A 13,008-nucleotide genomic window follows, 5' to 3' on the forward strand; every position below is an offset into this window, starting at 1 on the left:
GTCTTCAACAACCCGGGTCGATCAGGAGTAGCGAGGATCGGCCGCGGGCAGTGGTGCGTCGGGCAGACCCTCGTGGAGCGGGGTCATCGTCTGGAACCAGGTCCTGGCGGGTGCGTGGCCGCCGTACATGTTTCCGGACCCGCACTGCACCGGGGGCGTCCCGTTGCAGATCGGCCCCGGCCGGGAGCTGTCCCCGAAGACCATGTTCGCCCCGGCCCAGTGGGGGGTCGCCCCCATGAACGCCGCCGAGCGGTAGTTCTGCGTGGTACCGGTCTTGCCCACCATCGGACGAGACCAGCCCGCAGCGGACGCGGCGTTCGCGGCGGTGCCGCTGCCCGTCGTGTCCCGGCTCATCGCCTGGGCCATGGAATTGGCCAGGCCCTCGTCGACCGCCTGCTCGCACGGCGCCTCGTCGATCGGCACGACCTCGCCGTTGCGATCCCGGATCTCCTCGATCGGGCTCGGCGGGCACCACACGCCGCCACTGACCAGCGTGGCACTCACGTTGGCCAATTCCAGCACGCTGGTCGGCCCGGCGCCCAAGGTGAACGAGCCCTGGTTGCCCTGGGTCACCGCCTCACCCTGTGACCTGTTGAGCATCCCGTTGTCGGAATCCGGCTGAATCGCGGTTCCCGACAGGTTGACCTCGTTCATGCCCCGGCGCAGCCCGAGACTGGAGGCCATGTTGACCACTGAACCGACCCCGACGGCCTCCTGCATCGGGAGGAACGGCGTGTTCGGCGAGGTGGCCAGCGCCTCGGTGAACGACATGGTCTCCGGATAACCGTTACCAGAGTTCCGAACCTGGTAAGGCCCGCCGTCGCCCCGATAGACCGGCGACGTGTAGACATCCGGGACATCGAGTGTCTGGTTGATGTTGTAGCCGTTCTCCAACGCGGCGGCCGCGGTGAAGACCTTGTAGATCGAGCCCGCCCCGAAGGTGGTGACATAACTGGGCAGGTCGATGGTCGTCTGGAACTGTTCGCTGTCCAGGCCGTAGTCCCGGTTGGCGACCAGCGCCCGCACCTTGTGGGACTCGGTGCCGGGCTCCACGATCGCCATCACGTTGGCGATCCCGTCCGCGTTCTTCGGGACATGGTTCTCGGCCGCCTGCTTGGCGAGCTCCGTGGCCCTCGGATCAAGCGTGGTCTTGATCGTGTATCCGCCGCGCTTGATCTCCTCCAGATCGAAACCGTGACTCAGGAGGTAGTTGATCACGTACGAGCAGAAGAAGCCGTTGACGGTTCCTTCTCTCGCCGGGACACAGCCGTGCGAGGTCTGGTTCAGCGGGTTGAGCACCCCGAGCGGCTCCTGCTTGATCTCGTCGCCGATCTCCTGGTTCGCCTCCGCACCGTCTTCCGAGAACCGACCCTGATCCGCCATGAGCTGGATCACCAGGTTGCGTCGTTCGATGGCCTGCTCGGGACGACGGATCGGGTTCAGCGTCGAAGGCTGGTTGACGATGGCGGCCAGCAGGGCCGACTGAGCCACGTTGAGCTGATCGGGCGTGGTGTCGAAATAGGCGTCGGCCGCCTGGTGCACGCCGAAGATCTCGTTGCCGTAGGGCACGACGTTGAGATACCCGGCGAGGATCTCGTCCTTGGTCATCCGTTCTTCGATGTCCAACGCGATCCGCGCCTCGCGGAGCTTCCTGGCGATCGTGGTCTCGGTGGCTGCCTGGAACTCCGGATCCTCCGAGTCGCCGTCGGCGACGACGAACGCCAGGTAGTTCTTCACGTACTGCTGGGTCAGCGTCGATCCGCCGCCCTGAACGTCACCGGCCATCTGGTTCTGGAGGGCGACCCGGATGGTCGCCTGCCAGTCGACACCCTCGTGGTCCTCGAATCGATGATCCTCGACGGCCACGATCGCCGCCTTCATCTCCTCGGAGATGGCCTCCGGCGGAACGATCACCCGATTCTGGTGATATAGGTGAGCAATCGGGGTGTCGTGCATGTCGGTGATGGTGGAGATGGTGGCGGGCATCCTCTCCTCGAACTCGGCAGACGTGTTGTTCACCGTCTCCGCCGCCTGATTTGACACGGCACCGAAACCTGCGGCCACGGGGAACAGCACCGCAGCCACCAAGACGCCCGCGATGAGACACAGACCTAAGAGTTTTGACAGGCCCTTCGCCCGAGCCAGGAACACGGCTGGCACAACTCCTTCCTCCGGCGGTCGAATGCGACCGGACCGGCGTCGATGATCGGCGAACGCCGAGCACAGCGCACACCGCTGCCGCTTCGGAAGACGTCGGTGATCGAGACCACGTTGCCTGGCGGGGGAGTGAAGTGACTCACCCCAGCTGCGGTCCCGCCCAGAGCGGACGCTCCGGCGAGATCAGCACGGTGCTAGTCACCAACGCCGCATCCGTTCACCATTGTGCCTGAAACCGCGTCGCCCGATCGTGACAAGGACCGGGCGCGATCTCCTTGACAGCAACGGAGATTCGCCCGAGATCAGAGCGAGCGCGCCTGCCTGCGTCCTCGACCGTCAGGACACCGGGTCCAGCGAGGCCGGCTCCTCCGGGTCCCGCGCGTCGGACCCGGCGGGCTGAGACGTCTTCGGGGTGTCTGCCGTCGCAGCGTCGTCCGGGCGACGGGCGGTCTCCGAGGGCCGGGAGTCCTGCGGAGCACTCGCAGGCATCGGCTCCTCCGGCCGAGCACCGCTCGTCGCGGGAGTGATACCCGAGGTCGCCGCGTCGCCGGTGTCCGCCGCCGTCGAACCCGTGGCGGTGGCCGCCGCGCCCGCGGTCTTCCTGGCCTTCCTGGTCTTGAGCAGGATCACCAGGACCACCAGGACCGCGAGGGCGATCAGCAGAATCCAACTGGCCCGACCGAGCCGGGCCTCGATGAACTGCGCGGAGGCGCCCGCGCCCGCGCCGATGCCGACGTGCAGGACCGACCAGCACGCCGCGCCCGCGATCGAGCCGGGCAGGAACCGGCGATAGACCAGCCCGGAGGCGCCTGCGGCGGCGGGCGTCAGGGTGCGCACCACCGGGAGGAATCGGGCGAAGAACACCGCCCAGACGCCGTGCTTGCGCAACAGCTCGCCCGCCCGATCCCAGTGCGCCTGCCCGATCTTGCGGATCAGCTTCGTCTCTCGAATCCTCGGGCCGAATCGCTTGCCGAGCAGATAGCCGATCGAGTCGCCGAGGGAGGCACACACGGTCACGACGATGCACATGATCGCGAAGGCCCACGGGTCACGGACCGTGGTGGCCGCGATGAGCAGTCCGGTCTCGCCGGGTGCGATGAACCCGAGGCCGATCGTCGTCTCAGCGAGCACGAGAAGCCCGGTCGCCGCTATCACTGCGGGCTGCGGAAGCTCCGCCAGCGCATTCAGAGCTTCCGTGAGCGGACCCACCCGAGACACTCCCCCTTGATGTGACGTGCCCGTCCGGGCATACGCCGTGCTGACAGCAACGGACCCACCCGTCGGGTAATCACCCGACCGGGTTCTTCAGTCCCAGCCGCCCCGTGCCGTTGCGGTTGGCGACGGGCATCACTCGGACGGTGTCGACCCTACCGAAGTTCCCCGCACCCACCGATCGGCTCCTCACCTGGGCATTACCCGACCGGATGATTCTCTTTGTCCGATCAATCCTATTTGGTGATGATGGTTCTCGGGGTGGCGACCATCGGCCGATCGTCGACCCGATCCCGTACACCGACCCCTCGGAGAGCACCTCGTGGAACCATCCCGAGTACCCGTCCGGGAGCGAAGACGTCCGGCAGGCGCAGTCCGGGTCCGGACTCCCGCCGCCCACGCCCGCACGGTCGCCGATCACCGCAGGCGAGGCCGCCCGCCGTGTCACGCAAGGCAGAACGGCCGCGCGGCTTGATCGACCCGACCGGCCATCGAACCTGATGCCTGCCCGCTGCTCCGCCTTCGCTCCGCGCTCTACGCCGTCCGTTCCCCGGCCGGTCTGCCCGTGCCAGTCCCGGTTCGCCGCCCCGGCCTCTCCCGCCTGCGATCAGGCAGCACCGATCCCTCGGCCGTCGACGAAAGACCCCGCGACCGGCGAGGTCGATCCGCGCTCGGAATCCCCGGCGACGCCTGCGCCGACCCGGGAGCCACACCGGGGCCGAGCGGCCCCTGACCCGTACCCGTCCAGAGGAGTGCCCATGAACAAACGATCCGAGCCACGCCCGCACGGCGGCGAGCACACCACCGTCGACCCTCCAGCGAGCCCGCCCACAGGACGATGGGGCGAGCTCCTCCGTCACGACCTGCCCGCATCCCTGGTGGTGTTCCTGGTCGCCGTGCCGCTGTCACTGGGCATCGCGGCCGCGACCGGAGCGCCGATCATGGCGGGGCTGATCGCCGCCGTGGTCGGCGGTGTCGTCGCCGGGGCATTCGCGGGCGCCCCCCTCCAGGTCAGCGGCCCGGCGGCAGGCCTGGTGGTGATCGTCGCCAGCCTGATCGAGCGGCACGGCTGGCCGGTCACCGCAGCCATCACCGTCGGAGCCGGCCTCCTCCAACTGCTCTTCGGCGTCTCGAAGGTCGCCCGGCTCGCCCTGTCGCTCTCCCCGGCGGTCGTCCACGGGATGCTCGCGGGCATCGGCGTGGTGATCGCCATCGGTCAGGCCCAGGTCATGCTCGGCGGCCAGTCCCGTCCCGAGGCGCTGGAGAACCTCGATGCGATGCCCGAGGTCCTCACCGGTCTGCACACACCGACCCTGCTCATCGGTCTGGCAGCCGTCGTGGTGCTGATCGCCTGGCCGCGTCTGCCCGTGCTGCGGGCCGTGCCCGCGCCGCTGGCCGCCGTCGCCATCGCCACGCTGCTGGCCATGGGCAGTCCCGACGTCGTGACAGTCTCGCTGCCGGACGATCCGCTCGGCGCGATCAGCCTGCCCGCGCTGCCGGACTCCGATCTGCTCGCCGTCGGAGTCGGCGTGCTGACCGTCGCGCTGGTCGCCAGCGTCGAGTCGCTGCTGTCGGCAGTCGCCGTCGACCGAATGCACGACGGCCCTCGTGCCGACCTGAATCGCGAGCTGCTCGCGCAGGGCGCGGCCAACATCGGCTCCGGTTCCCTCGGCGGGCTGCCCATCACCGGCGTGATCGTCCGCAGCTCGACGAACGTCTCCTCTGGTGCCCGCACCCGCGCATCCAGCATCCTGCACGGCGTCTGGGTGGCAGGTGCCGTCCTGTTCCTCGGCGCCCTGCTGGAGATGATCCCGCTGACCGCGCTGGCCGCCGTCCTGATCGTGGTGGGCGTCAAGCTGGTGGACCCGGCCCGGATGCGGCTGCTCTGGCGGCAGCGGGAGTTCCTGCCCTACGCCGTGACCATGGCGGGCGTGGTCTGCTTCGACCTGGTCGTCGGCGTCCTCGCGGGGCTGGCACTGGCCATGGTGCAGACCCTGTGGCGCCTCGCCAGGCACAGCATCCAGGTGGTTCCGCTCGGCGACGACCGCTGGCGAGTCACGGTCGGCGGGTCGCTGGTCTTCCTCGGCGTCAGCTCCCTGACCTCCCGGCTGAACACGGTGCCTGCCGGGCAGGACGTGACCGTCGAGCTGCACCTGGACTGTCTAGACCAGGGCGCCTTCGAGGCGCTGCGTGACTGGCGGGTCGGCTACGAACGGGCGGGGGGCACCGTGCGCGTCGACGAGATCGGCGCCGCCTGGTATCACCGGGCCGTCCGAGGCGGCAGGCCCGCGACGTCGCGGAGTTCGACGGCCCTGGCACCGCACTGGTTCGCTCCCTGGCAGCACTGGCAGCGACATCGTGATCAGCGCACCGACATCGAGTCCGCCATCCCCCGACAGCGCGACGAGGCCGATCCGATGATCCTCGGTGTGCAGGAGTTCGAGCGGCGATCCGCTCCCCTGCTGCGTCCGCTGCTCGCCGAGCTGGCCGAGCACGGCCAACGCCCCGCCCGGCTGTTCGTCTGCTGCGCGGACTCCCGCATGGTGCCCAACGTGATCACCACCAGCGGGCCTGGCGACCTGTTCACCCTGCGCAACGTGGGGAATCTGGTGCCGCCGAGCGACTCGCTGGGCGACAGCTCGGTGGGCTCGGCCGTCGAGTTCGCCGTCGAGCGCCTCGCCGTCACCAGCATCGTGGTCTGCGGCCACTCGCACTGCGGGGCGATGCGCTCCCTGCTCGAAGACGACATGAATCCGAGCAGTCATCTGGCCGACTGGCTCGTCCACGCGGAGCCGAGCCTGCGGCGCTTCCGCTCGCTGCCGCCCTCGGATGCCGGGCAGGACGAGGGGGCCGGTTCGGCGGCGGACTCGGTCGCTGTCATCAACGTCCGGCAACAGCTGACGAACCTGATGACGTACCCGCTGGTCAGGGAGGCGGTCCTGGCGGGGCGGCTGACGCTTGCGGGCATGTACTTCGACCTGGCCGAGGCACGGATGTACCTCGTGGACGAGCACGACGGCACCTTGCGGGCCCTCTCCGAGCCGCTCGGCCAGGTGTGAACGGCAGATCCTCCGGGTAGTCCGTGCCCCACGATCAGCCGAAGGAGGTCCCGCCGTGACGAGGATCGAGGAATCGGTGGACGTTCGGGTCCCGATCAGCGTCGCCTACGCCGGGTGGGCACGCATCGAGGACTTTCCCCTCTTCATGGAGGGCGTCGAAGAGATCACTCCGGTCGACGGCCGGGCCAGCCATTGGGTGATCGAGATCGCCGGGGTCCGTCGGGAGTTCGACGCGCGGGTCGTCGAGCAGCGTCTCGACGACCTGATCAGCTGGCAGGCCGACGGCGGCCAAGACCACGCGGGAGTAGTCACCTTCCGGGCCGTCGACGAGGACACCACCCGCGTTCACCTGCGCATGGACTACGAGCCGACGACGCTGGTGGAGAAGGCAGGAGGCGCGCTCGGACTCATCGCCCAACGCGTGCGCGCCGACCTCGAACGGTTCAAGGAGTTCCTCGAGGCCGACATCTTCGAGCTCTTCGACGAGGACCCGCAGCCGATCGACTCGGCAGCCGAGGACGACTCGGACCGGGCGGACGCGGCGGGCCTCATCGTCGAGACCGAGATCGCGGCGGACATCGACGCCGGGGTCGAACCGGCGATGGCCGACCGGATCGAGGCCGAGATCGAGGCGGAGACACCGCCGCCGTCGACGATCGACCTGGTCGCGCCGCGCACCCACAACTCGGCCGCATCGGCGACGGAGGCACCACCCCAGGCGGACCAGCCGCAGGCGGCCGCCGTCCTGGAACGCGAGGACGCGGACGACGTGCCGTCGCAGGCATCCGCACCGACCGACGTGCCAGGCCAGAAGGACGATCCGGTGATGCCGCGACGCGGCTCATCCGGGAGGGTCTGATCCACCCGAGGCACGGTGCCGGTTCGTTCCGGCGAACCGGCACCGTCCGGCCCGGCGGCGCCTACGGCAGGCAGCACGGCGTCGGCATCCAGCCCCACGGCGTCGGCATCCAGCCCGACGACGTGGCTGTCCGACCGAACGGGCGTCGCTCGTTCCGGCCGTCCACTCCCTGCCGCCTGCCCGGTCCGCACGACGAGCAGGAGGGCCGGAGTGCAGGCAAGCTGGAGCACGTGGAATCGCAGAGACGGCGAGCGGGCGCGGCGTGAGCCGAGGGGCCCGTCCGGGTGCTGCCCGGCCAACAGGCGGCGAGCGGGATGCGAGCGACGACGAGAACGTCCGCTACGGGCATCTCGCTCCGCTGTTCGCCGAGCTCGCCGCGCTCGCCCCCGACTGTCGGGAGCACACGGCGCTGCGCGAGCGGCTGGTCACCGAGCACCTCCCCCTGGCCCGGCACGTGGCCAGGCGGTTCGCCAATCGAGGCGAGACGCAGGACGACCTGGTCCAGGTCGCCACGATGGGCCTCATCAAGGCGGTGGATCGCTTCGACCCGGAGCGGGGGGTCGACTTCCTCTCGTACGCGGTGCCGACCGTGATGGGGGAGGTGCGCAGACACTTCCGCGACACCGGGTGGACGGTGCGCGTGCCGCGCAGGCTTCAGGAGCTGCACCTGGCGCTCAACTCGGCGAACGGCGAGCTGTCCCAGACGCTGGGGCGGGCCCCCACGCCCCGCGAGCTGGCGGAGCGGCTGAAGGTGCCCGTCGAGCAGGTCTACGAGGGTCTGGCGGCAGGCCACGCCTATCGGAGCAGTTCACTAGACGAGATGCTCATCGACGACGAGAGCCTGGCCCTGGGTGACACCCTCGGAGTAGTCGAGCCGGAGATGGAGAGCGTGGAGAACCGGGAGGTGCTCCAGCCGCTGCTCGCAACCCTGCCGCAGCGGGATCGCACTGTGCTGCTGCTGCGGTTCTTCGCGAACATGACCCAGACTCAGATCGCCGAGCGCATCGGCATCTCGCAGATGCACGTATCGCGCCTGCTGGCGCGTACGCTGCGCAAGCTCCGCGAAGAGGCACGCTAGAACCCGGCCGAGTCCCGCCCCGCAGCACCGGATCGCAGGAGATCGCGCGGCGGACCCGCCGCCTGCGGCACGGACGGCCGTCGGGCCCGGCGGCCTGAGGCAGGCCGGTAGGGCCGCTCAGAGCCTGTCTTTGGTCCCCCTGGAGTCGTGAGCGGGGATCAGCGTGGCTGAGCTGCCAGGCGGGGGAAAGAGACATAACCGGGGTCATGTCGACTGACGACCGCCGCAGATCGCCGCGCCTGCCCCGCGCAACAGGAAACTGGGGATCAAAGACAGGCTCTCAGATGCGCCCGAGCAGCTCGGCCTTCTTCTCCTCGAACTGCTCGTCGCTGAGCAGGCCTGCGTCGCGCAGGTCGCCGAGCTTGCGGATGGTCTGGAAGATCTCGTCCACATCCACCGCGCCACGGGGCGACATCGGCGGCGAACTCGGCTCCGCGGGCGAGCTTGCTGAGGGCGGGAGGTCGGTTCCGAGCAGTGCGGCCGGGGTCGAGACGACGTCGTCCATCGCGACGCGCACCGCGCACGCCACGGAGAGCGCGGCGGTCGCCCCGTACAGGACCACGGCCGCCAGATCGAGGGCGGGCTTCGGTCGCACGGCGGTGTTGGTGTCGTCGGTGGCGACTCGGAGATGGCCGTAGCCGCCGTACTCCGGGCAGACCCACTCGATGTCGCGCAGTCGCTCCACCGGGTACACCGCCGAGCCGACCTTTCGCTTGGACCGGTGGGCCTGGATGCCCCACCGCATGGTTAGCACCCGGCCGTCGAAGGCCACGGTGCCGTCGAAGCCCTTCGCGGTGAGTGGCGGCGGCGGAAGGCGTACCAGGAAACGCGGGGCGGGCACCTCGGAGTCCGGATTGACCGCGACCCGGTCCTCGATCTCGGAGGCGTAGTAGCCCGCCAGATCCTGCTGCGCGGAGTCCAAGGTCAGGCGATACGGCTCGGCCCCGTCGGGCAGTCCGCCCGCCGCGACGGCCAGGACTGGCTCGGCGCGGGGACGCAGCCGGAGGTCGAGACTCGGCCGCCGCTTCTCGGTCAGGGTCACCCCGGCCAGCGCCTCGTTGGGCACGAAGACCTCGCCGAACTCCCGGAGCAGGGCGTGAGTCCGCCGTCCGGTGCCGTACCGGATTCGGATGCCTGCGGCCTCGAAAGACCACCGCGCGTTGCGCCCGGACAGCTCTAACCCGAAGTCCACGGCCAGAGGATAGCCTGCGCCGTCGGGGTGGACGCCGAGATCGCTCTCGTCTGAGAGCCTGTCTTTGATCCCCACTTTCGGAGTTGCGCGGGGCCAGCGCGGCGATCTGCGGCGTTGTCGTCAGTCAACATAACTTTCGTTATGCCCCCTTCCTCCGCCTGGCAGCTCAGCCACGCTGATCCCCGCTCACGTCTCCAGGAGGATCAAAGACAGACTCTGAGAAGTCGTCACGTCCACCCCTCGGCGAGGGGCTCTGATCAGGCCTCGACCTCGTCCCGGCCCTGGCCCCACCGGGTGTGGAAGCTGCCCGGCCGGTCGACCCGCTGGTACGTGTGCGCGCCGAAGTAGTCGCGCTGGCCCTGCACCAGGGCGGCGGGCAGCCGCTCGGCACGCAGCGAGTCGTAGTAGGCCAGCCCGGAGGCCAGGCCCGGCACCGGCACTCCTGCGGCGGCGGCGGTGGCGACCACCCGCCGCCATGCCTCCTGCGCACGGCCGATCTGCTCGGTGAAGTACTCGTCGACCAGCAGGTTCACCAGGCCGGGGTCGGCACGGTAGGCATCGGTGATCCGGTTCAGGAATCGGGCGCGGATGATGCAGCCGCCACGCCAGATCCGCGCCGTGGCACCGAGGTCGATGTCCCAGCCGTACTCCCGACCCGCCTCGGTGATCATGCTGAAGCCCTGGGCGTAGGCCGCGAGCTTCGCGCCGTAGAGCGCCTCGCGCAGGTCGTCCACGAAGTCGTCGCCGAGCTTGGGCGGCGCGGCCGGACCGGGCAGGTTCGCGGCGGCGGAACGCTGCTCGACGTGACCGGAGAGCGCCCTGGCGAACACGGCCTCCGCGATCCCCGCCACCGGCTCGCCGAGTTCCAGTCCCTCCCGGACCGTCCAGCGACCGGTGCCCTTCTGCTCCGCACGGTCGGCGACGACGTCCACGAACGGCCTGCCCGTGGCCGGGTCGACGTGGGCGAGCACCTCGGCGGTGATCTCGATCAGGTAGGACTCCAGGTCGCCCTCGTTCCAGGTGCGAAACACCTCGGCGATCTCGGCGGGCTCTCGCCCGGCGGCCCGGCGCAGCAGGTCGTACGTCTCCGCGATGAACTGCATGTCGGCGTACTCGATGCCGTTGTGCACCATCTTGACGAAGTGGCCTGCGCCGTCGGGGCCGAGCCGCACGCAGCAGGGGTCGCCGTCGACGACGGCGGCGATCGACTCGAGGATCGGACCGACCTGCTCGTAGGCCTCGGCGGAGCCGCCGGGCATGATGCTCGGGCCGAGCAGGGCGCCCTCCTCGCCGCCGGAGATTCCGGTGCCGACGAAGTGCAGGCCCTTCTCCCGCATGGCCGCCTCCCGCCGCCGAGTGTCGGCGAAGTGGGCGTTTCCGCCGTCGAGCAGGATGTCGCCGGGTTCGAGGAGTCCGGCCAGCTCGTCCAGCACCGCGTCGGTCCCGGCGCCCGCCTTGACCATCACGATGATCTTCCGAGGCCGTTCGAGGACCGCGACCAGATCGGCGAGGGTCGCCGCCTCCACGAAGGCACCCTCGTCGCCGTGCTGATCAAGCAGTTCGCGCGTCTTGGCCTGGGTCCGGTTGTGCACCGCGACCGTGTATCCGCGCCTGGCGAGATTGCGGGCGAGATTGCTGCCCATCGTGGCAAGCCCGGTGACCCCGATCCGTGCGGTACGCGCAACATCATCCGTCATGTCCACAGCCTCCCCCGAGAGGTGTGTCTCGCGCGAGTCGTTGTCGGCAACGCCTCGTCCGGGAATCTCCGCGTTCAGTGGGAACCGGCGGCCCCCGACCAGTGGGCAGACAGGTCGGTCCCGGCCCGATGCCTGTTCCGTCGCGCGACGGCAGGCCTGCGGCTCGGGGACTAGCGTGGGTGTTCGTGCCCGGTACCGAGATGACCTCCGAGGAGTTCCGCGAGTTCGGCCACGCCGTCGTGGACTGGATAGCGGACTACCGCGCAGGCGTGGCCGACCTGCCCGTGCGTGGCGAGATTCGGCCGGGACGACTGTGGGAGCAACTGCCCGATCGGCTGCCCGAGGAGGGCGAGTCGCCTGCTGCGTTGCTGGCCGACCTCGACCGCGTCATCGTGCCCGCCCTGGCCCACTGGCAGCATCCGGCCTTCTTCGGCTACTTCCCGGCGAACTCCTCACTGGCCTCGGTGCTGGGCGACCTGCTCTCCAGCGGCCTCGGCGTCCAGGGCATCTCGTGGACGACCGCCCCGGCGTCGACCGAACTGGAGCAGTACCTGCTGGACCGGCTCGCCGAGGAGCTGGGGCTGCCCGCCGAGTTCACCTTCCCCGGCGGCGGAGGCGGCGTCATTCAGGACTCGGCGTCCTCCGCCGTCCTGGTCACGCTGCTCGCCGCACTCCACCGCGACTCCCTCGGTGCCTGGCGGTCGAGCGGACTCACCGGCGGGGAGGTCGTCTACGGATCGACGGAGACGCATTCCAGCCTGGCCAAGGCGGTCCGAGTGGCCGGTCTCGGCCACGACGGGCTGCGGCTGGTGCCGGTCGATCCCGTCACCCTGGCGATGCGGCCCGACGAGCTGGCCGAGGCCGTCGCCGAGGACGTGGCCGCCGGGCGCAGGCCGGTGCTGGTGTGCGCGACGGTGGGCACCACCGGGACCGGCGCGATCGACCCGCTGACCGAGATCGCCGCGATCTGCCGCGAACACGGGATCTGGCTGCACGTCGACGGCGCGTGGGCCGGGGTGGCCGCCCTGTGCCCCGAGCTGCGCGCGTTGTTCCCCGGGGTCGCCGAGGCGGACTCCTTCTGCACCAATGCGCACAAGTGGCTGATGACCGCCTTCGACTGCAGCCTGTACTGGACCCGCCATCCGGGAGTACTCGTCGACGCCCTGTCGATCCTGCCGGAGTATCTGCGCAACGCCGCAGGCGAGAGCAGGGCGGTCGTCGAGTACCGAGACTGGCAGATCCCCCTCGGCAGGCGATTTCGAGCGTTGAAGCTCTGGGCCGTGCTGCGTTGGTTCGGACTGCGGGGTCTGCGGGAACACCTTCGCCGCCACGTCGCGCTCGCGGCGGAACTGGCGGATCTCGTCCGCTCCGACGATCGGTTCACTCTGGTCACGGAGCCGTCCTTCGCCCTGGTCTGTCTCCGGGCGCACACCGGGAACGGTGCGGCGGCCGACGACCGCCGCACCGAGCGGCTACTCGCCTCGGTCAACAAGACCGGTCAGGCGTTTCTCAGTCACACGGCGGTGGATGGGCGCCCGGTGATACGGGTGGCGATCGGCGGCGTCACCACCGAGAGCAGACATGTCCTGGAGCTCTGGCGCCTTCTCCGGGAGGAGTTCGATCGGGCGTAGTCGAGGCTCGGCCTGCCTTCGCCACCGTCGGCCGGGGCCCGGCGTCAGCGGCCGGGTGTTCCTCGACCCACCCCGCCGCACGCTTTCCGCACATCCGGGCCCGACCGGCAGGCGAAGGGGTCC

Annotated in this window: 8 protein-coding genes; 4 read left to right on the forward strand and 4 right to left on the reverse strand. The window is 69.9% G+C overall.

The features are described 5' to 3' along the window. Positions 1–21: 21 nt before the first annotated feature. On the reverse strand, positions 22–2,160 hold the full coding sequence (locus tag UA74_RS21330) for a transglycosylase domain-containing protein (protein WP_232237359.1): 2,139 nt from the start codon (positions 2,158–2,160) through the stop codon (positions 22–24). Positions 2,161–2,493: 333 nt separating this feature from the next. Continuing rightward, positions 2,494–3,366 (reverse strand): DedA family protein, encoded by an 873-nt coding sequence (locus UA74_RS21335; RefSeq protein ID WP_075741845.1) that lies wholly within the window; start codon positions 3,364–3,366, stop codon positions 2,494–2,496. Positions 3,367–4,127: 761 nt separating this feature from the next. Between UA74_RS21335 and UA74_RS21340 the strand changes: the two genes are divergently transcribed. The 3 genes from UA74_RS21340 (at position 4,128) to UA74_RS21350 (ending at position 8,365) form a co-directional block, all read left to right on the forward strand. Then, on the forward strand, positions 4,128–6,428 hold the full coding sequence (locus tag UA74_RS21340) for a SulP family inorganic anion transporter (RefSeq protein ID WP_083683452.1): 2,301 nt from the start codon (positions 4,128–4,130) through the stop codon (positions 6,426–6,428). Between the two features lie 55 nt (positions 6,429–6,483). Then, complete coding sequence (locus UA74_RS32265) at positions 6,484–7,287, forward strand: SRPBCC family protein (protein ID WP_075741846.1); 804 nt, start codon at positions 6,484–6,486, stop codon at positions 7,285–7,287. Positions 7,288–7,549: 262 nt separating this feature from the next. Beyond that, on the forward strand, positions 7,550–8,365 hold the full coding sequence (locus UA74_RS21350; protein WP_075741847.1) for a SigB/SigF/SigG family RNA polymerase sigma factor: 816 nt from the start codon (positions 7,550–7,552) through the stop codon (positions 8,363–8,365). Between the two features lie 280 nt (positions 8,366–8,645). On the opposite strand, the gene UA74_RS21355 is transcribed toward UA74_RS21350, so the two are convergent. After that, a complete protein-coding gene (locus UA74_RS21355) occupies positions 8,646–9,557 on the reverse strand; it encodes a DUF4429 domain-containing protein (RefSeq protein WP_198042807.1) in 912 nt (303 codons plus the stop codon). A 257-nt stretch (positions 9,558–9,814) separates the two neighbouring features. Further along, entirely contained in the window at positions 9,815–11,254 is a 1,440-nt protein-coding gene (gene gndA / locus UA74_RS21360; RefSeq protein WP_075744064.1) for an NADP-dependent phosphogluconate dehydrogenase, read from the reverse strand. Positions 11,255–11,454: 200 nt separating this feature from the next. Here gndA and UA74_RS21365 point away from each other — a divergent pair, with 200 nt between their 5' ends. Further along, entirely contained in the window at positions 11,455–12,885 is a 1,431-nt protein-coding gene (locus UA74_RS21365; RefSeq protein ID WP_075744065.1) for an aminotransferase class V-fold PLP-dependent enzyme, read from the forward strand. Positions 12,886–13,008: the final 123 nt, after the last annotated feature.

Source organism: Actinoalloteichus fjordicus (assembly GCF_001941625.1).
GTDB lineage: Bacteria > Actinomycetota > Actinomycetes > Mycobacteriales > Pseudonocardiaceae > Actinoalloteichus_A > Actinoalloteichus_A fjordicus.

Bases quoted from the DNA above. Each gene is read 5' to 3' on its own strand.
- UA74_RS21340 (WP_083683452.1), top strand. From the start codon at position 4,128: ATGAACAAACGATCCGAGCCACGCCCGCACGGCGGCGAGCACACCACC.
- gndA (WP_075744064.1), bottom strand. From the start codon at position 11,254: ATGACGGATGATGTTGCGCGTACCGCACGGATCGGGGTCACCGGGCTT.
- UA74_RS21365 (WP_075744065.1), top strand. From the start codon at position 11,455: ATGACCTCCGAGGAGTTCCGCGAGTTCGGCCACGCCGTCGTGGACTGG.